The organism is Bradyrhizobium sp. LM2.9 (genome assembly GCF_054056555.1).
Map to the genome: position 1 here is coordinate 3,391,982 of NZ_JBSRYJ010000002.1, position 18,974 is coordinate 3,410,955.

The window sequence follows — 18,974 nt, forward strand, 5'->3', positions numbered from 1 at the left end:
TCGTTCCGTGGAGTTTGTCATTGGCGTTGCAGCGTCAGCGGAAGTCCCCAGTGGTCGGCGTCAAGGCGCCCCTCCCCGGCTTCATCGAACCGGCCTTGGCATCGGCGGTGGACCGCGTGCCATCCGGCGAACGGTGGATTCACTAAATCAAATTCGACGGTTACCGCGTCCAAACGCATTTGGCGAACCAAGCCGTTACCATCTTCACACGGCGCGGCCATGACTGGACCAAACGCTTCAAGAAGATTGCCGACGATGCATGGCACATCAAGGCAGGGTCGGCGGTCATCATGGTGAGATCGTCGTCCCTGCTGCCGACGGCAGCACCGATTTTTCCGTTCTTCAAAACGAGCTGAAGGGCACATCGTCCAAGATCATGCTCGTGGCATTCGACCTGCTTTATCTCAATGGACGAGACCTGCGCGGCCTGCCGCTGTTTCAGGGCAAGGCCGAGCTGAAGAAAATCATCTCCGGGACCGACGTGCACTTCAGTGAAAGCTTCGAGATCGAAGGTCGCGAGATGTTCGAGCATGCCTGCAAGAACGGGCTGGAGGGCGTGGTTTCCAAGGTTCGGGATAGCGCTTACAACAGCGGCAAGGGCAATAACTGGGTCAAGACAACCTGCGCACAAAGAGAGACATTGACGATCGCTGGCTTCGCGCTTGATGAAGGCAAATGGGACGGCGTGTATCTGGGGCGCCATAGGCGAGACGATCTTATTTATGCGGGCAAGGTCGACCACGGATTCGACAAGACATCTGCCGCAGAGCTCCAAAAGCGATTGAAGCCGCTCATTCGCAAGACGCAACCTTACGCCAAGCGCATCGCGCACAAGGGTATTTGGGTGGAGCCGAAGCTGCTTGCGGAAATCGAATATCGCACCAAGTCGGCCGAGGGTAAGGTCCGGCATTCCTTCTTCAAAGGATTGAGAGAGAACCTGTGATGGATAGAAACTCCCGCATCCTTCAGGATCTATACGACAACGAAATCAATTTTAGGATCGCCACGTTTTGGGATGGCGGTTTTCAAATCAAGCTCGGTGATGAGCTGAACGGCTTTGATGCCACCGGGACGGCCGGCAATCTCGTCGATGCTGTCGAGTGGCTTCGCCTTCAAGCTATCGAGATTTATCCGGAGAGTGTCTTTGCAAAAAGCTATCGATGATGACCTGACATGTTCGGCGGACGCGACGAGTTCGATGGTGGTTTACTGCGCCCATAATTGTAACACTGAATTCGAAACCGACGTTGAGGACGTCGAAGGCGGCGCCGGCGAGATCGTCTGTCTGGAGTGCGGCGGAAGCGGACGCTGCCTGTTTCCTCCGGAGATGGTCGGGGGCGAGTTGGCGTGTGTCGATTGCAAGGGGACGGGCCGCCAACTGGTCAGCATTTGAGCGCGCCTTGGTTTTCCACAGCCACGACAGGCAGTAGTTCTTTCCGCGTTCTGCCCACTAGGGATCGACAATTTGCCAATCCGTTCGCACCTCGCTTTGGACAGCATGGGGACCAAATCGCGAGAAGTCATCTGGGGCGGCCAGATCAAGGGGGCAGACATTCAGGCCAAGCACGCCCGCGAAGAAGCCAACAAAGCAATTCGCAACGCCGATCGGGCCGAAGCTGAAGCCTGGTCGATCCGAATGGAGGGTTATGGCGGCCCCTCGCAACCGTCTCCGACGACGGGCAATGCTTGAACGGCGGCATGGGCTGGCTCGAGGTTGAGTGCAACAGGTGCAAGACGCGCGCGAGTCTACCGCTGGATGCGATCCGCCGGCCGCGAGATACACCGATCTGGAAGCTCGAAGCTTCCCTCAAGTGTCGATCATGTCGGAAAGGACGCTATGCGCCTCCCGTCCATATGATTAAGCTGACCGAAACGCAAAGCATCACGCCATACAAGTGGGTTCATCCAAGCGAAGAGCGCTAGAGTCTACAACTCTAAGAGCTTCCAAAGGCAGGAGCTTGGCGTCAATGAGAGTGGCAAGAAATTTGAAGAGGCTATTGGAGAGCCTGCTTCCGAAACGGGGGTAGCCTCATGAGCGACTGTAACCATCGCCGGTGAGCTTTCTGGCGGTATGCCATCTTCGTCGCAGTGCTTCATTAACTCCAACAAGAACATGCCAGTGCACCGAGCGATATGCAGCGCCTCATGTGGAGCATAGATCGTTTCGACGTGCATTGTCGCGTTGCGCCACGGGTTTTTGATCGCATCCAGGGTCACGTACATGGCTTCCAGTTTCGCGCCCTGAGAATTTGTAACACGGCTTTTCGGCGGCCATTTTTCATCAATCTTGGCCTGGATTTTACCTAGAATTATGCCCCAGCTTTTCTCTGCCGGCTTTGTAGCATCTGGTATTTCCAAGAACTTGCAGAGGGCTTTAATTCCACACTCTATCGCCCGCATGCAGTGAAATACGCACGCCGTGTACCTAGCTAACGCCACGCATTTTGCTGCTTCCTCAATCTCGAATGAGGCATTGCTAAAGGCTCTGGAAAACCCTTCTACCGGTTGCCCTCCTAAACCCAGCAGCTGATCGGCCGGGACGAACAACCCAGCCTCCTGCGCGTTGAGCACGAACAGTTTGATGTCGACCAGGTGATCACCAAATCGGCTTTCGATATCGATAAACGCCTTCCCCAAATCGTCATAAGTGATCAGCGAATTCGGGTCGGCGATTTTGTGTTGCAGTCTGTTCGCGGGCGCCAACGCAGAGCGCGCGCCAACCTTACCCAAAGCAATCAACAGATTGTTGAGTTGGGGTCCAATTATATTCGTTCTGTCTTCAGGGCTGACCGCGCCTGCCTTATCTTGGACCTGATCAATAAGATTGATCAGGTGGCGCAACTCAGCGACTGCCTTCAAAAAGGACAACGCCTCCAGATCAAGCATTTCGCGGAGACTCCCCACCCTGCCGCCGAGCGCGAATCCACCCGACGCTACTCATGGTAGCACCGGGCTTCTGAGTATAATATTCCCTTCTTGCTCGCATCGTGGGAGCATGACTGCATCGCGCTCCGAGATTTTCTGCGGTGAGCCAATTTGAGACGCATGTAACGTCCGCTCAGGAGCCAGCTCTCTACTTACTGAAGCAGACGTGGCCGCCAAATCGAACTAAGCGAGCGAGTCCAATTTTTCCAATCGATGCATCGACGTCCGCAACTGCGCGGCCGGACCTCATTGCGGAAGAAAAATCCCGTTCAAAGCTTCGAGACATCGCAAAACCGTGTCCTCCTGAGACCGGCCGCCCTACAGGCATCCTTCATGTCTTGATCGCATATGACGTCAGCCTCGCTATGAGCCATACGAAAGATATGCGCTTTGCCGATGGCAGCCTCCGTAAAGACCAGCTTGGAGCCCGGCATGGTCAAGTAGACCTTCTTTCCAAATTTGAGAGAGCGAGGATCGTCCTCAGTTCGGATGGTCAAATGCGATTGCGCTTCATCAAGTGCATCAAGGACGCGAACAACATCGCAGAGCCAATAGTCCGGGCCATCGTAGCTACCATGCGGCACTCGCACCGTGCACGGCACAAACACAAAGGCCTCCGGATCAAGCCGCTCCAATACTGCTTTTGTCCGATCCGAAATGAGCCACCAGCCGTAGTAAGGCTCCAGGTCAATTGGCAAGCTGCCAGCCGATTTATCAAACACAAAGGGCGCAGGCGCGGTAGAAGCCGGCAGCCGGAATACCTTGTAGGGAGGAAGGATACTTTCGTCCTCGAGCCAATAGCCCGCCTTGCCTCCCACGCCGTAGTCGGGACCCATTTCGTAAAAACGGCGCTTTCGCGCTCTGGGTCGTTTCGCAATAGAAACTGCACTTTCCTCGCCCATGACTACGTCCCATTGAACATCATGCCCATCGGGGCACAACGAAGAACTACCATCAACTGCCAATAAAAAAGCCCGCGGCACCCCCGCGGGCTCGATCCAAATCCATCTCGACGATGCCATTCTGCCGGTGTTTTGCCCGACGTGTCAAATGACGTACCCTGAATGGGACGCACGCAACTCCCCTCGCGTATCGTTACAGTCAATCATGAAGAACCCTCGGTACAGAAAAGAACGGGCAAGCCTTCAAATCGATCGGAGTCCTTGTAACGAGCCGAGAAGCGCTCGCGCGAATCGCGACCAAACGTGTCGCCGTCTTTGACCACAAGCCCGTGCTCAACCAGGTTGGAAGCGTCAGCATGTGGGTCTCGAACTCGATTTCACGTCCGGCAAATGCTGACAGCCCCATCGTTACCGCGCCGATGCCTGTCTTTGATCGGAACGGCAATATGTCCACCCACAGCGAGGAAGGATAGTCGCGCAAACGATCGGCTGGACAAGTCCAGCCATAGCTCGGCGGATCGTGCGACCCTGCCATTCCAGACCACGGCGCAACATTCCGGCATCGTCGCGATCAATGCGCCGATAACAGCAGTCGTCAGACGAGCGGAGGGCAACGCTCGCTGATTTTGGCCGAGCACGGAGACGATCAGATGCCCTCGATGCCGCGCCGCAACCGACTTGCTCTCTGGCCATGTCCCGGCGGCGCGCGACCACAGGCCGGCATCGTCAGGGATGCGCGCCGGCATCGACATGACGGCAACAAGCTCGTTGCCACAGCGAATGAGGGGCGAGTTTGCCTGAGCCTGTTGCACAGCTCCGTTCTCCCCCACCTCCGTCGCCAATTCCGGATGTCGCGCGCGAAGGACCTTGGCGACCGCCGACATATCCGGCGTCACAGGATTGTCCAATAAGACCAGAGAGAAAAGCGAGTTACTCATCGACTGCCCCGCAGAAATTGGGCGAGACGACAACTTCCGTTCTCGCCCACAGTTGAAACTTGGCTGCATAGAACAAAACAAGAACTTCGTCAAATCAATATTCCTTGCTCCCATGGCTTCAGTCGCACACAAGCCATATCCATGTTCTCGATCGACCTGACGACCTCTCCGGCGCCCCGGCCCGCCGCCTGCTGGCGCTGCACCTCGCTGGCGTGCATGCGTTCGCGACGGCAATGAGGTGGTCTGCATCGGCGCGCTGAAGGAGGTGGACGACGGTAGCGCGGAGGTGAAATCGATGCGCACTCATCGGCCGCCGCGGCGCGGCTGCTCGAGCCGATGCGTAGACGGTCCACCGCAGCTCGCATCCAAGTGAACATTAAAATCTCCTGCACCGCAAAATGAGTAAGCCACTCAAGCCGCTCAGACTAGCCGCGCGCACCCCCGAAAGATTCTTCTAAACAAACTAGCAAATGACAAAGACGGTGCGAAACCGGCGGCCTAAGCTTGAGATATCACCGCGCCTCACTCGGCATCGATCGGCAACGACAACGCCGGGGTTGCGCTCCCGCCCTGCTCGCACGATGGACATGCGCCATGCTGACGCGTCGACGCTTCAAGCAGATCAAACCCCTCCATGAGCGACTCGCAGACGAAGCGACACGCCTTCGCGAGGAGGCGCGCACGCTCGCGCCGGGGCGCCGCCGCGAGATGCTGCTGCGCCGCGCGCGGCAGGACGAGACGGCCATTCACATCGACGCCTGGCTGCATTCCCCGGGTCTGAGGGCTCCGACATGACACAGCAATATCGCGCCTACCTGGTCGGCGAAAACGGTGTCTTCCGCTCCGCCGAAGCTTTCGAGGCCACGTCGGATGCGACCGCGCTCATCTTCGCGCAGCAATTCACGCGGCACGGCAAGGTCGAGGTCTGGCAGCTCGGCCGCAAGATCGCCGTGCTCGAGCCCGAGCAGTCGGCGACATTGCTGACGCGTCAATGATCGCGTGATTCTGAAGCTGTCCTGAAGATCTCGATCGCGAACGAGAAGTTCACCTGCATCACGGGACCTGCGGCATCGCGAACGTCGATCGCCATCGTCTGCCTGCGGCCGGCGGGAGGCGCGGAGAGGATGGCGTCGCGCGCCATATCCGCGACCGACTTGGCGGCCTCCGCGTGAACGGAGCGAGGGCTTGCCAGCTCCAGCCCTTCCTCGTCGAGCGCGACACCGGTCTCGTCGCGCAGGTCGAAATAATATCGGGGCATTGCAGCATCCTTTGCCGTAATAGGTCCGAAGCGGACAAAGGGTTTCCGACGGCACGAAAAAATCTGCGGGGAATCAATAGGTTCCAGGAACTCCAGCGTCCTGCCCGCCGATTCTGCGCCTGTGTCACGGATGCGCGCGCCACAACGACCTATCACTCACCCCACGACGACGGTTTCAAGCAAAACAAGCAACCAGACAGGTGCTGCCGTCGACCCAGTAACCACGCGGAAGCCGAACGTGAAATCGATGAAGACGCGAACGCGGCAGCATCAGTTGCCGCGTTCGTGCCCGGTCTCTTCACGGGCGAAAGCGACAGGGGCGAAATGACACTCGCCACCCTCACTCCTCCGCAAGCTTCCGCTCGATATAGGCATCCACCGTCTCGGCGAACGAGCGCTGCACGCCGACCGCGGCACCATGCTGGTCGAGCGCATCGCGCTGGAGCACGCGCAAGCCGCGCCCGCGCATGCACACCGGCGCCGTGTTCAGGTATGAATCGATAGCGCCTTGGGCGAGCGGGATGGCTTTCGGGTCGCCCCTTGCGATCAGAAGGCGCAAGAGGCTCTGGCATTCGGCCAAACCTGGCATGGGATCAGCGCCTCACGCCTGCTGCGATGTCGACTTCGGCCGCTTGACCGGCTGGGTGTGCGTGCCGAACAGCGCCAGCAGAAACGCGACTTCTTCCTTCGAGCCGACCTGGATCATGGTGAATCTCCTTTTCGCTTGGTTGGTCGGGCGCCGCGGGCGGAGAGTTCGAGACTATCTGGTTTCAGCACTGTTTCAGGCGTGTTTCGTCGAGACGCGCCATGCCACATTGGACACGCAAACCGGCCGGAGCACGGCCCGGCAGCTACGCGACAGCGAAAAACACGCCACCCGATTAGGAACAGCTTTAAGGGCCAAAGGGTTATTCGGGTGTCGGTCCGGATGAACGACCGACAACCTCCACGGCCTCAGCTCGGCCCGCCGCGCTGGGGCCGTTTCTTTCCACTCGCAGGTCAAAGCAGGCCAGAGGTTCAGCCGCTATGGAAGCAGCGTTGGCAGCCTGGAGGCGCCGACCGAGACGGCCTTAGTTTTGATCTCGTCTGGGCTTCTCCCAGCACAGCTTGTTGCACCCGGAGCACCGAAAGATGGCAATCGCCCCGTCCGGTGAAGCAACCGCGTCGATGAACGTCATGGGTATGTTGCACGCAGCACAAATAGGCCGCTGCCTGGTGTCTCGGTTCGCCATTCCGCGCAACGCGGGAACGGCGGACGAGGTTTCTATTGTTCTGGAGGCTCAGGGTGCCAGATCTTCGGAACCCGTTGCTGAAGCAGTGTCGTTGACATCTCGATCTGCTCCCGCGAATGGCGCAGCAATTGTCGTGTCGTTTGGCTTGCGTCAAGCTGGTGCGTTTTCTGCACGTCGAGATACGCTTCGAATTCCTTGCTGATGAGCATGACAAGCTCCCGTCTTCCTGCTCTATTCGCAGCGTAGGTTATGAAGCGATTTAGGACAGTCCAAAAGTGAACACGCGGAGGGAAGCTCGCCTGCAGCTATCCGGTGCGCTCTTGCGCAATCCGAACCCGCGCCTTTCACCTCACATTCACGACCCGCCCCTAAACCACGGCGAGAAACGGCACGTAGGTAGGATCACGTAGGTAGGATCATGTCCTTTGACCCGATGGCCGCTGCGGTTGACTGGCTCGATGCCTACCGCGACGGCGATCTCGAAACCATTCTGGCAATGTATGCTGACGACGCGGTGGTCCATTGCGGCTGCGGCGGCATGAATACGATCTCGGGCCGGCAAGGCTTGCGGGAGTACTTGCGGGAGTATTGGGTCGATCGCATGAAGAACTACCCCGCATCCCGCCTGGACAACCTCCAGCCGACCGCGGACGCAACGATCATCTCATACGTTTCCCGCGACGGCATCGTGAGCGCGATCCTCACTTTTAATGCCTCCGGGAAGATCGCGGCGCTGAGCTGCGGCGCCTTCAAACTAGCTGTTTTTCAGGGTCTGCGCTTCTGCGGGACCGCTGGCAGACAGCTTCGCTCACACCCAGACTTCCTCGCGGCAACCGTCGCACCGGTAGATCAAGACCGGGCGATCGCGTTTCACGTGAAGGATCGAGGTCAGGTAGTGCGTGGACGTCTCGCATTTGGAGCACGACGGCCCCGGCTGATGATGATGGACTCTCAACGGCCCGGCTTGCTGGTCCTTGCTCATTTCCCCTCGCTGGCGAACTGAGTCCTAAGTCCCAAAGTGAACGTTTGTTCCCTGGCGCGGTAGCGCTTCTAATTCATGGGCGCGCCCAGACGTCCCATGATCGCGCGCTGATCCTCGGCGCAGTCCTGAACGACTTGGTGGGATTCCTGCCGTCGCCGTTCGTCCAGGGTCGGGACGGTGCAGATGCGCGCGGCGCGGCGCGCCAGTTCTTCGTAATTTTCCGCCACCTTGCGCAGCACTTCCCGCGTCTCGGCGTACTCGCAATTGTCCGCCTTGGTGCGGAATTCTTCCGCCCGCATTCGCCAGTACCGCGGAGGGTGCATCCTTTCGGCGCCCATGGGCCACTCCTAGGTTGGGTCCAGCCAATTCCTGTTCGTTAATGGACCGCGCGTCCAGATGTTCCCGTCCCGAATCAAACGTAGACAGCGCAGCAAACTGCAACCAATGGCGGCAACGTCTCGCGGGACTGATCGACTTTAGTTCAAATGCAGCAAGGCACATTCGGCAGGATGCAATTCGTTCGCGCCATGCTGGAACGTGTCCCTTGCGAAAGACGCAATCGGGAAAGCTTCGGAGAGATCGTCGATGTATTACGTCGCCGCTGCATTGCTGGTGCTGTCGGGACTGTTCTATTCCGCAAGCCATCACGAGATCGGCTCGTTCGGCGTCACCATGTGCACCTATGGGAGCGCGTTCTGCGACAATCCGCTGATCGTCTTTTCCGGCGCCGCGCTGGCCGGCGCCTGGGGCATGTTCGTCAGCATCAAATAGTCCCGAAGCGTACTCGCTCAGGGGACAAACACCTCGCTGCTCTCCATGCGCACGTTGCGACGCGCGACAGCCGTCCGTGGTCGCCGGTTGCGCTACGGATGCGGGCAAAAGCGCGCACCGAGTGTTCTTCGATGATGCACTTATACAGGTGTTCTGCCCGACGAGTCAAAAGTCGATTAGCTTTATCAGAAATGAGCGAGAAGCCCGCTCATGCGCCGCTCGGAACCTTGTTCCCTCATTAGCATTTGCTAAGGACGCCCCCCGACCGAGGTCCCTCCTGCCATGACCGACAGTGCCCTCACCCCCCCGAAATCGGCGCCGACGCTGTTGCAAAGGCTCGGGCCGGGTCTCGTCACCGGGGCGGCCGACGACGATCCGTCCGGCATCGCCACCTATTCGCAGGCCGGCGCGCAATTCGGCTATGGCTTGCTCTGGACGGTGTTTCTGACCACACCGTTCATGATCGCCATCCAACTCGTCAGCGCCCGGATCGGCCGCGTCACCGGCAAGGGGCTGGCCGCCAATGTGATGCAGATCGCGCCGCGCTGGGCGGTGCTGACGCTCGTCGCCATGCTCGTCGCCGCCAACACCTTCAACATCGCCGCCGACATCGCCGCGATGGCTGAGGCGCTCTCGCTGGTGATCGGCGGCCTCAACCACGAGCACGCGCTGATCTTCGCGGCGGGCTCGACCCTGCTGCAGGTGTTTCTGCCCTATCGGCGCTATTCGCCGGTGCTGAAATTCCTCACTTTGGCGCTGTTCGCCTATGTCGCGACGGCCTTCACCGTGAATATCCCGTGGAGCACGGCGCTGCTCGCGGCGGTGTGGCCGAAGGCCAATGTCAGCGCCGACTACCTCATGATGGTGGTCGCCGTGCTCGGCACCACCATCAGCCCCTATCTGTTCTTCTGGCAGGCTTCGCAGGAGGTCGAGGAGATGAATCAGGGCAAGCGCGACAAGCCGCTTCGCGGACTGAAGCGCGGCGGCAATCCCGAACTCGCGCGCATCAGGGTCGACACCCTCGCCGGCATGCTGCTCTCCAACGGCATCGCCTTCTTCATCATCCTAACCACCGCGTCGGTCCTGCACGCACATGGCGTCACCAACATCAACTCGGCGACCCAGGCCGCCGAAGCGCTGCGGCCGCTCGCCGGTGACTTCACTTTCGCCCTGTTCGCGACCGGCATCATCGGCACGGGCCTGCTCGCAATTCCGGTGCTGGCGGGTTCGGCCGCTTACGGCGTGGCGGAGATCTTCGGCTGGCGCGCGACGCTGGAGGCCAAGCCGGACGAGGCGGTCGGCTTCTACACCATCATCGCCGCGGCGACCATTATGGGCTTCGGGCTCGGCTTCACCGGGATCGGCTCAATTCAAATGCTGGTGTGGAGCGCCGTGCTCAACGGCATCGTCGCCGTTCCGATCATGGCGATGATGATGCTGATCGTCTCGAGCAAGGCGATCATGGGCCGCTTCAAGGCCCGGTCATGGCTCGTCGTACTGGGCTGGCTCGGCACCGCGTTGATGGCGCTGGCCGTGCTTGCTCTGCTCGGCTCTTCCGCGATCGGCTGACTAACCTTGCGACAATGGCCGTAAAACGTCTAGGGCCAGGCCCGCTGCGAGCTTCACGCCGATCCGTGGTTGGCCTAACAATTGCGACCAGGGCCGGGGCTTGCGACCGGGCCTCAAGAAAAAGCAAAGCCCGGCCGGGCGACGGGGAGCGACATGACCAAATCATCAAAAGCAACAAGTCTCGAAATTCTCGCCTGCGATGCCGGTTGGAGAAACTACCACTTCGTCAAGCTGACGACCGAAGACGGTATCGTCGGCTGGAGCGAGTTCGACGAGGGCTTCGGCTCGCCCGGCGTCGGCGCTGCGATCCAGCGCCTCTCCGCCCGCGTCATCGGGCAAAACGTTTTCCGGCACGAGCGAATCTACGCCGAGCTGTTCGCGGCCACACGTCCCGCCGCCGGCGGCGTGGGGGGGGGGGGGGGGGGGGGGTGGGGGGGGGGGGGGGGGGGGGGGAGGGGGGGGGGGGGGGGGGGGGGGGGGGGGGGGGGGGGGGGGGGGGGGGGGGGGGGGGGGGGGGGGGGGGGGGGGGGGGGGGGGGGGGGGGGGGGGGGGGGGGGGGGGGGGGGGGGGGGGGGGGGGGGGGGGGGGGGGGGGGGGGGGGGGGGGGGGGGGGGGGGGGGGGGGGGGGGGGGGGGGGGGGGGGGGGGGGGGGGGGGGGGGGGGGGGGGGGGGGGGGGGTGGGGGGGGGGGGGGGGGGGGGGGGGGGGGGGGGGGGGGGGGGGGGGGGGGGGGGGGGGGGGGGGGGGGGGGGGGGGGGGGGGGGGGGGGCGGGTGGCGCAGGCGCTCGGCGCGATCGAGAACTCACTGCTCGATGCCAAAGCGAAGTGTCTCGGCGTGCCCTGCTACGAACTGCTCGGCGGCAAGATCCGCGACCGCGTCAGGGTCTATTGGTCGCATTGCGCGACATGGCGGATCAATCATCCGTCCTGGTACAAGCCGCCGATCGAGAACCTCGACGGCGTCAAGGCAATGGGACGCGAGGTGCGCGAGAAGAAGTTCACCGCGCTCAAGACCAACATCTTTTCCTACGACGACGGCAAGCCGACCGGTTGGCGGCCGGGATTCGGCTCTCCCTTCGCCCCCGAGATCAACGTCGACCGCCAAATCCTGCGCGACCTGCGCATGCATCTGGAAGCGATCCGCGACGGTGCAGGCCCCGACGTCGACATCCTGCTCGACTGCAACTTCAACGCCAAGACCGAGGGCTATCTGAATATCCTGCGTACCATCGCGGACCTCGACATGTTCTGGATCGAGATCGACAGCTTCAACCCGGAAGCGCTCGGTTACATCCGCAGGCAAAGCCCGCATCCCATCTCGTCCTGCGAGACGCTATTGGGCCTGCGGGAATTCCTGCCCTATTTCCACGAGCAGGCGATGGACGTCGCGATCATCGACACGCCCTGGAACGGCGTCTGGCAATCGATGAAAATCGCAGCCGCCGCGGAAGCGTTCGAAGTCAACGTCGCACCGCATAATTTCTACGGCCATCTCTGCTCGATGATGAATGCGCATTTCTGCGCCGCGGTGCCGAACCTGCGCATCATGGAGATCGACATCGATCGCTTGGCGTGGGACCGCGAGCTGTTCACGCATGAGCCGGAGATTGCGAACGGGCATCTGGTCATTCCAGACCGGCCCGGCTGGGGCACCGAGCCGAACGAGGAGGCCCTTCGCGCGCATCCGCCAAAGGCCAGCGGCGGGCTCCTCAACTACGGTCGCAAGGGTTGAGGCCGACTACGGCGTCACGGGATTGATGGTCGGGGACGTGTTCGGCCCCGGCCGCTCCGGCTCGATCGGCGACTTCTGTTCGGTCGGGAGCACTGCCGCACCAGCGGCGCGCGCAGCTTCTCCCGTGGTCGCATACATCGCGACGTGAGCCGGCTGCGTCTTGGCGCGATTCCACGGCCCATGATCGACGATGAGCATCGCAGCAATCGTCACGGGCCGGCCACAATCAACGCAATCACGCCGGGATGGCGAAGCGCTGACAACATGGAGTTTGCGAAGCGATCAGTTGCCATCGTATGACCCATATTTTTTCCTCTCGCAGGTTAATTCAATGACGTCCCGCGAGTTCCACCATTCGCATAAGCAAGTTCCGAGCCACCGCGTGGAACCTGATCGCGACAAGGCCATCACTTTTTCACATCAGGCCGCGCATCGTCAACGAACCTATCGCGGTTCGGCATGTTGACGGCCGCAAGCGATTTTGCATCGAGCGCCGCATCGGCTGCCACCAGCCCGTTCAGGTTCAGGATATAGGCGGACACCGCATAGACGTCCTCGTCACTCAGCGACTGCGGCGCGTTCTGCGGCATGGCGCGACGGATGTAGTCGAACAGCGTCGGCGCATAAGGCCAATAGCTGCCGACCGTTCGGATAGGCTTAGGAGTCCCGATCGTGCCCTGCCCTCCGACGAGCCGATCACCCAGTCCGCCCTCGCCCTGGTCGCCATGGCATGAAGCACATTGCTGGGCGAACACCTCGCGCCCGTGGCCGACTGAGCCACTTCCCTTCGGCAGATTGCTGCCGTCGCGCCCGATATCGATATTCCAGCCTGCTATCTGCGCAGCCGTCGCCGGGCGCCCGATGCCGTACAGGCTTTGCGCCTGCGCTTCGCTTGCAAAGACAGAGACCACGATTGCAACGGCGATGCTGCAAATCTCACGCCTGCGCATTGGTCACCTCACCGTCAGCCGCGATGCGCCAGGGCCAGATCGCGTTGTTGTGGTAGAAATAGTTCTCGCCGCGCACCGCGAGCAGCTCCGACAGCGTCGGCTGCACATAGCCGGTCTCATCGATGGCCCGGCTCTGGATCACGGCAGGTTTGCCGTCCCATCGCCACGGCAGACGGAAGCGGGTGAGAGCGCGCGTCAGCACCGGCTCCTGCAATCGCGCGTCCTGCCAGCTCTTGCCGTCGTCGACGGATATCTCGACGCGCGCGATCTTGCCATGCCCGCTCCAGGCGATGCCGGTGATCTCGTGGAAGCCGGGCGCGTTCAGACGCTGGCCGCCCGAGGGCCGCGTGATGATCGACTTCGCCTCCATGAAGAACGAAAATTCACGTGCGGTGCCGTCCGGCAGGAGGTCGGTGTATTTCGAGGTCTCCTCTCGCGAATAAACCGGCTCCGCCGTCACATGCAGGCGGCGCAGCCACTTCACGCTCATATTGCCCTCGAAGCCAGGCAGGAACAACCGCAGCGGATAGCCCTGCTGCGGACGTAGCCGCTCCCCGTTCTGGCTGTAAACCAACATTGCGTCCTCGAGGCATTTCTCGATCGGGATGCTGCGGGTCAGCGCAGCGGCGTCGGCGCCCTCGGCGACGACCCATTTGGCTTCCGGCTTCAACCCGGCCTCCTGGAGCACCAGCTTGAGACTGACGCCGGTCCACTCCGCACAACTCACCAGACCCACAAGGTCCGACGCTGTCTTGCCGTATGGCTTGCTGTAGCCGGGATTGCCGGAGCATTCGAGAAAGTGGACGCGCGATTCCGACGGGAAACGCCTGAGATCATCCATTGTGAAGATCAGCGGACGCTCGACCAGCCCGTGCAGCATCAACCGGTGCTGAGCCGGATCGATGGTCGGAACGCCGCCGTGATGCCGCTCGTAGAACAGTCCGTTCGGCGTGATGATGCCATCGAGCTCCTGCAATGGAGTCCGGCCGGAGGCCGATATGTACTGCTTGAGAGTCTTCGAGATGTTCTTGACGACGCCCTTCTCGAACGGTGACGGCGCGCCATAGGGCTGGCTTCCCATCGGTTCGCCCGGCGCCTTCATCCATTCGGGAATGTTGGGTGGAAGGTTGTCGGTCTCGGCGGCAGCCGATGCACCGGCGCCCATGACGGTGCCGCCCGCCACCGCAGCGCTGCCGCGCAGAAAGAGGCGGCGAGTCGTGCCTGCGGATTTCTCGTCGGCGTCGAACGTGCTGCTCATTTGCGGATCCTCGGCTGAAGCGCCACCCGCATGAAACATTCTGCGACGTGCATTTGCAATTCGCAGCTGTTTCAAAAATAGGCGATTTCGACCTCGACTGATCTAAATCCGGCTGCGGCGACGGCAGTTCCCTTCTTCGCAACGCACAAACGGCTCGTGCGTCACTCACCCGGCGCGATCGCATTGCTTGGTGTCGGCCGGTCGGCGATCTGCTGGCCGAACAGGCTGCCGATCAGTTCAACCGCGGTCCGCGCAGTGCGGCCACGTTCGTCGAGGAACGGGTTGAGCTCGACGATGTCGACTGATCCAACCACGCCGGAATCGTGCAGAAGCTCCATGATCAGATGCGCCTCGCGATAGGTCGCTCCGCCCGGCACCGTCGTGCCGACACCCGGCGCGACGCAGGGGTCGAGAAAATCGACGTCGAAGCTGACATGCAGCACGCCGTTGCCGGCCCTGACGCGCTCGATGACGCGGCGGATCAGCACGGCGACGCCGAACTCGTCGATCTGTCGCATGTCGACAACCCTGATCCGGCGCGCGCGCATCAACTCCTTTTCGAGCTTGTCGATTGAGCGCGCGCCGAACAGGTCGAGCCTGTCGGGATCGATCGAGGCGCGCGGATCATCGCCGAGCAATCCGTCGAGGCCGGGTTCGCCGCACAGGAACGCTGCCGACATGCCGTGCATGTTGGCGGTAATCGTCGTCTCCGGCGTGTTGTAGTCGGCGTGGGCATCGAGCCAGAGCACGAACAGCTCGCGTCCGCGCTCCTGCCAGTGACGGGCCATGGCGTTCACCGATCCCATCGACAACGTGTGATCGCCTCCCAGGAAAATCGGCAGCGCACCGGTGTTCGCGATCTCGTAGCCTTTGCGGCTCAGCACGCGCGTCCAGCGCTGGATTTCGCGGTAGTGATTGGCTTTGTCGGGAGGCCTGTCCGCGAGGTCCCGGACCTCGGCCACCGAGAGATCGCCGTAATCAGTGACCTCGAAATCCAGGCTTTCGAGCAGTGTCGCAAGGCCGGCGGTGCGGAGCGCCGCAGGACCCATCAGGGTGCCGCGCTGCGAAGCCCCCATGTCGATGGGAGCGCCCAGCAAGGCGATGCGCCGGGCTCGATCCGTCGGGGTCCGATCGGTCACAGCCGTCTCCTGAGATCAGCAAGATTGCGCCAGCCTAACAGAGATTCGCGCCCGTCGCTTCACGGGGAAGGTCCGCGTAGCGGCGTATCGACTCGGAACAAAACCCCGCGCGCCGAATTGCTCATCCAAGGCCGGTACCCGCCGTAAAAACCACGGCGCCTGTCGCGGATAGCCAAAGGCCCTCGGACCCGCTGTTCAGAACGAGCGCTCGCGCGGATAGCCAAAGGTGCCGGCCTCCGTCACATGATCAGCCTGGAGGTCGCGCGCTTGAGCACGGAGATTCCGCAGTCCACTTCCCATCCCGGCATGGCCGAGCGCGCCATCGATGCCGCGACGGACGTATCCCGCACCGTCGGTGAGGTCGCAGGCGGCTTGCATGCAGCTGTCGACCGCATGACCTTCGCAATCGATGAAGCGCGAAAGCCCGGACGGCCCCTCGCGACCGTCGCGGCAATCACGCGCGAAGCGCCGCTTGCGAGCCTGTTCGTTGCTTTCCTGTTCGGGGTCGCGGTGGCGCGTCGGCGCTAGAGCGGGGCCCGTTCAAGCGGCGTTGACGGCAGCGCACTCGACCGCGAGGAATTGCCGCTCGAATGCTTCCGCCTGCATCGGGCGGCCGAAGAAATAGCCCTGCCCTTCCTCGCATCCCATGCTCACCAGAAAATCGGCCGTAGCGCGATTCTCAATGCCTTCAGCCACGACCGTGAGTCCGAGCTGCTTGCTGAGGCCGATGGTCGACCCGACGATCGCGGCATCATCGGAATCCGCGAGCAGATCGAGCACGAACGATCGGTCGATCTTGAGCCCGTCGAGCGGAAATTTCTTCAGATAGCTCAGGCTCGCATAGCCAGTGCCGAAATCGTCGAACAGGACGCGGACGCCGAGCTGCTGGATGCGCTTGAACATGTCGAGCACGCGGCTTTCGTCGTGGAGCAGGATGTCCTCTGTGACCTCGATCTCGAGCAGCGACGGCGTGAGCCCCGTTGCGTCCAGAAGCGCCGCGACCGAATGCGCGAGATCGCCGGAGTGAAGCTGCGAGGGCGACAGGTTGATCGCGACGCGCACGCTATTGCCGGACAGCTCCCAGACGCGCGCCTGCCGGCAGGCGGTCTCCATTACCCAATTCGCGATCCGCTCGGATAACTCCGAGGTGTTGACCACCGGCATGAACTCCCCGGGCGAAACGTAGCCGCGCACGGGATGCCGCCAACGGATCAGCGCTTCGGCCCCGATCAGGCTGGCGTCGATCAGGCGAACCTGAGGCTGGTAGAACAGCTCGAACTCGCCGCGATCCGCGGCAAGCGCCAATTCACTCTCCAGCGTCAGCCGGTTCTCCAGCTCCTGCCTGATCGCGCTCTCGAAGATCACATGGCCGCCCCGCCGCGTCAGCTTTGCCTTGCTCAGCGCGAGATGGCCATTGCTCAGGAGATCGTCCGCGTTGTGCCCGCCTTCCGGATAGACGGCGACGCCGATGCTGATCCTGACGCGATGCTGCCGTGTGCCAGTCGCAAGCGGTGCTTCGAAGGCGAGCGCGATTCGCTCGGCGAACTCTGCGATCGGCTCGCCGCCATCAGAGCCTTCACGCACAATGGCGAATTCGTCTCCGCTAAGCCGGGCAACGATAGCGCCATCCCCCGCCTGGCCCTTCAGGCGAATAGCGACCGCCTGCAGCACGAGATCTCCGGCGGAATGACCCAGCATGTCATTGATGCTCTGGAAACCGTCGAGCCCGATCACGAGCAACGCGACCTCGCAAGAGCGCTGCCCCGCGTCCGCGATCAAGTCGACCAGTCCGGCATGCAGCGTGTTGCGGTTGGCAAGACCGGTCAGCGCGTCGTATTCGGCGAGATATCTGACGCGGTCGGCCTCGCGCTTGCGGACCGAGATGTCGCGCAGGATGGCTCCGTACTGGAAACCGTCCGTTCCCTGCCAGCCCGAGAAGCTCGCCTCGACCGGGAAAGTGTCACCGTTCTTGCGCCGCCCTTCGAACTCGACGACGACCGCCCCGCCGGGCACGAGGAGCGCCTGGCGTGCGGCGTTGCGCATGGACGGCCTCGCGTCATCGTCCACCGGCACGGCGCACAACGTTTCAAACGGGCGGCCGATGATCTCGGCGGGCATATAGCCGAAGATCGCACTGGCGCCGGGATTCCACACCGTGATCAGTTGATCTTCGTCGGTGCAGACGAGGCCATCGCCGAGCGACATCGCGATCCGATGAAAGCGGCTTTCGGCGATGCGTCCCAGGAGACTACGGAAGTCGATTTCGTCCAGTGCGATCGCCGCCAGATAAGCGACAATCGCGATGTGGCACAGCGATGTGTCGATGATGAAGGGCCATCTTGCCTGCACGAGGATAGCGACCAGCTCGAAGGCCGCTCCGGCTGAGATCAAGATTGCGACGCGAACTCCCGGTGCGAAGCGGCGCCACGAATACATCATTAGCAGGCAGATCGCACTGAGGCCCAGGATCATGCCGATATCGGAGGTCCAGCGCAGCATCCGGTTCTGGAGGATCGATTCTGCTGCCAGCGCCTGGAGGACGGGTCCCGAAACGATGCGCCCGTTAGGAACGCTGAACCGATCGCCGAGTTCGAGCGCCGTCGCACCAACGATGATTTTTTTATCTCTCAGCTTGTCGAGAGTGGCGGTATCGCCGCGGAGCACGTCGACATAGGAGACAGTCGGAATGGAAGCGCTTCGAATACCGAAATCGATCAGGAAAGGCGGCCGCCGATTGGCGTCCTGCCCGGCCAACACGACGGCCATCGACGGCATCAAGGCATCGCCGAGCTTCTCGCCGAACGGATAACGGCGCACGAGCCCGTCGGATTCGACCGCGACATTGACGACGGCGGGCCACGACTGGTTGCTGAACGGCTTCAGAGGCCGATTGATGTGAGCCCCGCCGCCATTCGGCGTCGGCTGCTTGAAGGACGGCAGGATCGTCGAGCCGCCGACTTCACGAAGCGCAGTGACCAACGCCTCGTCAGAGGCCGGATCAGATGGCGTGCTGAAATCGATGTCGAAGGCGACGTCCTGCGCCCCCGCCGCCTCGAGCCTGTGCAACAGTTCCGCGTGCAGCCGACGCGGCCAAGGCCATACCCCGATCTGGTCGATCGAGGGCGCGTCGATGGCGACCACGACGACGTTGCCGCTGGCAGCACGCGATTGCCATGCGAACCGCAGGTCGGTCAGCGCGTTGCGAAGCGCACCGTGCCACCCCGTGGACAGCACCACCGCGAGTGCGGTCACGACAAGAATATGCGGCCGATAGCGTTTCACCCGATCCTCCTACACACCCGCTTCGGCGGATGCGCCC

Annotated in this window: 20 protein-coding genes and 4 pseudogenes; 11 read left to right on the forward strand and 13 right to left on the reverse strand. The window is 62.0% G+C overall.

Annotated features, from left to right (window positions below; genetic code table 11):
- The first annotated feature begins 20 nt into the window (after positions 1-20).
- The 4 genes and pseudogenes from ligD (at position 21) to ACVWW3_RS18050 (ending at position 1,923) form a co-directional block, all read left to right on the forward strand.
- Positions 21-943, forward strand: a pseudogene (gene ligD / locus ACVWW3_RS18035) (non-homologous end-joining DNA ligase).
- Positions 943-1,164, forward strand: a complete 222-nt coding sequence (locus ACVWW3_RS18040) for a hypothetical protein (RefSeq protein WP_456649150.1) — start codon at positions 943-945, stop codon at positions 1,162-1,164. The pseudogene ligD and the gene ACVWW3_RS18040 overlap by 1 nt, the downstream one beginning before the upstream one ends.
- Complete coding sequence (locus ACVWW3_RS18045) at positions 1,145-1,393, forward strand: hypothetical protein (protein ID WP_456649149.1); 249 nt, start codon at positions 1,145-1,147, stop codon at positions 1,391-1,393. The genes ACVWW3_RS18040 and ACVWW3_RS18045 overlap by 20 nt, the downstream gene beginning before the upstream one ends.
- A 105-nt stretch (positions 1,394-1,498) precedes the next feature.
- A pseudogene (locus ACVWW3_RS18050) lies at positions 1,499-1,923 on the forward strand (hypothetical protein).
- A 3-nt stretch (positions 1,924-1,926) separates the two neighbouring features.
- On the opposite strand, the gene ACVWW3_RS18055 reads toward ACVWW3_RS18050, so the two are convergent.
- The 3 genes from ACVWW3_RS18055 to ACVWW3_RS18065 all read right to left on the reverse strand — a co-directional run bounded on the left by ACVWW3_RS18055 (position 1,927) and on the right by ACVWW3_RS18065 (position 4,765).
- A complete protein-coding gene (locus ACVWW3_RS18055; protein ID WP_456672045.1) occupies positions 1,927-2,886 on the reverse strand; it encodes a hypothetical protein in 960 nt (319 codons plus the stop codon).
- A gap of 308 nt (positions 2,887-3,194) precedes the next feature.
- Positions 3,195-3,827: an imm11 family protein gene (locus tag ACVWW3_RS18060; protein WP_456649146.1), complete on the reverse strand. Its 633-nt coding sequence runs from the start codon at positions 3,825-3,827 to the stop codon at positions 3,195-3,197.
- A 377-nt stretch (positions 3,828-4,204) separates the two neighbouring features.
- Positions 4,205-4,765, reverse strand: coding sequence for a hypothetical protein (locus ACVWW3_RS18065; RefSeq protein ID WP_456649145.1), 561 nt, complete (start codon positions 4,763-4,765; stop codon positions 4,205-4,207).
- A gap of 594 nt (positions 4,766-5,359) precedes the next feature.
- Here ACVWW3_RS18065 and ACVWW3_RS18070 point away from each other — a divergent pair.
- The gene (locus ACVWW3_RS18070) at positions 5,360-5,560 is read left to right on the forward strand and encodes a hypothetical protein (protein WP_456649144.1); all 201 of its coding nucleotides are present in this window, start codon (positions 5,360-5,362) and stop codon (positions 5,558-5,560) included.
- Complete coding sequence (locus ACVWW3_RS18075) at positions 5,557-5,760, forward strand: hypothetical protein (RefSeq protein ID WP_247350673.1); 204 nt, start codon at positions 5,557-5,559, stop codon at positions 5,758-5,760. Before ACVWW3_RS18070 ends, ACVWW3_RS18075 begins: the two co-directional genes overlap by 4 nt.
- On the opposite strand, the gene ACVWW3_RS18080 is transcribed toward ACVWW3_RS18075, so the two are convergent.
- The 3 genes from ACVWW3_RS18080 to ACVWW3_RS18090 all read right to left on the reverse strand — a co-directional run bounded on the left by ACVWW3_RS18080 (position 5,754) and on the right by ACVWW3_RS18090 (position 7,464).
- A complete protein-coding gene (locus ACVWW3_RS18080) occupies positions 5,754-6,023 on the reverse strand; it encodes a DUF6894 family protein (protein ID WP_354045137.1) in 270 nt (89 codons plus the stop codon). The genes ACVWW3_RS18075 and ACVWW3_RS18080 overlap by 7 nt on opposite strands.
- A gap of 340 nt (positions 6,024-6,363) precedes the next feature.
- Entirely contained in the window at positions 6,364-6,612 is a 249-nt protein-coding gene (locus ACVWW3_RS18085; protein ID WP_247350667.1) for a hypothetical protein, read from the reverse strand.
- A 675-nt stretch (positions 6,613-7,287) separates the two neighbouring features.
- Positions 7,288-7,464 carry a hypothetical protein gene (locus tag ACVWW3_RS18090; RefSeq protein WP_456649143.1) on the reverse strand — a complete coding sequence of 59 codons (177 nt, stop codon included), beginning with the start codon at positions 7,462-7,464 and terminating at the stop codon, positions 7,288-7,290.
- Positions 7,465-7,673: 209 nt separating this feature from the next.
- On the opposite strand from ACVWW3_RS18090, the gene ACVWW3_RS18095 reads away from it, so the two are divergent.
- Positions 7,674-8,258, forward strand: coding sequence for a nuclear transport factor 2 family protein (locus tag ACVWW3_RS18095; protein WP_456672046.1), 585 nt, complete (start codon positions 7,674-7,676; stop codon positions 8,256-8,258).
- Between the two features lie 47 nt (positions 8,259-8,305).
- Here the strand turns inward: ACVWW3_RS18095 and ACVWW3_RS18100 are convergent, their stop codons facing one another.
- A complete protein-coding gene (locus ACVWW3_RS18100) occupies positions 8,306-8,575 on the reverse strand; it encodes a hypothetical protein (protein ID WP_456649141.1) in 270 nt (89 codons plus the stop codon).
- A 247-nt stretch (positions 8,576-8,822) separates the two neighbouring features.
- Here ACVWW3_RS18100 and ACVWW3_RS18105 point away from each other — a divergent pair, with 247 nt between their 5' ends.
- On the forward strand, positions 8,823-9,008 hold the full coding sequence (locus ACVWW3_RS18105) for a hypothetical protein (RefSeq protein ID WP_211398252.1): 186 nt from the start codon (positions 8,823-8,825) through the stop codon (positions 9,006-9,008).
- Positions 9,009-9,290: 282 nt separating this feature from the next.
- A complete protein-coding gene (locus ACVWW3_RS18110) occupies positions 9,291-10,577 on the forward strand; it encodes an NRAMP family divalent metal transporter (protein WP_456649140.1) in 1,287 nt (428 codons plus the stop codon).
- 165 nt (positions 10,578-10,742) lie between these two features.
- Here ACVWW3_RS18110 and ACVWW3_RS18115 read toward each other — a convergent pair whose 3' ends face one another.
- The gene (locus tag ACVWW3_RS18115) at positions 10,743-10,931 is read right to left on the reverse strand and encodes a hypothetical protein (RefSeq protein WP_456672461.1); all 189 of its coding nucleotides are present in this window, start codon (positions 10,929-10,931) and stop codon (positions 10,743-10,745) included.
- 408 nt (positions 10,932-11,339) lie between these two features.
- Here ACVWW3_RS18115 and ACVWW3_RS18120 point away from each other — a divergent pair.
- Positions 11,340-12,308, forward strand: a pseudogene (locus tag ACVWW3_RS18120) (mandelate racemase/muconate lactonizing enzyme family protein); the annotation flags it as partial.
- 6 nt (positions 12,309-12,314) lie between these two features.
- On the opposite strand, the pseudogene ACVWW3_RS18125 reads toward ACVWW3_RS18120, so the two are convergent.
- The 4 genes and pseudogenes from ACVWW3_RS18125 to rocF all read right to left on the reverse strand — a co-directional run bounded on the left by ACVWW3_RS18125 (position 12,315) and on the right by rocF (position 15,655).
- Positions 12,315-12,613 (reverse strand): annotated as a pseudogene (locus ACVWW3_RS18125) (hypothetical protein).
- 102 nt (positions 12,614-12,715) lie between these two features.
- Entirely contained in the window at positions 12,716-13,258 is a 543-nt protein-coding gene (locus ACVWW3_RS18130) for a c-type cytochrome (protein WP_456649138.1), read from the reverse strand.
- Positions 13,245-14,516 (reverse strand): sulfite dehydrogenase, encoded by a 1,272-nt coding sequence (gene soxC, locus ACVWW3_RS18135; RefSeq protein WP_456649137.1) that lies wholly within the window; start codon positions 14,514-14,516, stop codon positions 13,245-13,247. The genes ACVWW3_RS18130 and soxC overlap by 14 nt, the downstream gene beginning before the upstream one ends.
- 161 nt (positions 14,517-14,677) lie before the next feature.
- Positions 14,678-15,655 carry an arginase gene (gene rocF, locus ACVWW3_RS18140; protein WP_247350647.1) on the reverse strand — a complete coding sequence of 326 codons (978 nt, stop codon included), beginning with the start codon at positions 15,653-15,655 and terminating at the stop codon, positions 14,678-14,680.
- A 243-nt stretch (positions 15,656-15,898) separates the two neighbouring features.
- On the opposite strand from rocF, the gene ACVWW3_RS18145 reads away from it, so the two are divergent.
- Positions 15,899-16,183: a hypothetical protein gene (locus ACVWW3_RS18145; RefSeq protein ID WP_456649136.1), complete on the forward strand. Its 285-nt coding sequence runs from the start codon at positions 15,899-15,901 to the stop codon at positions 16,181-16,183.
- A 12-nt stretch (positions 16,184-16,195) separates the two neighbouring features.
- Here ACVWW3_RS18145 and ACVWW3_RS18150 read toward each other — a convergent pair whose 3' ends face one another.
- On the reverse strand, positions 16,196-18,937 hold the full coding sequence (locus ACVWW3_RS18150; RefSeq protein ID WP_456649135.1) for an EAL domain-containing protein: 2,742 nt from the start codon (positions 18,935-18,937) through the stop codon (positions 16,196-16,198).
- Positions 18,938-18,974 lie beyond the last annotated feature (37 nt).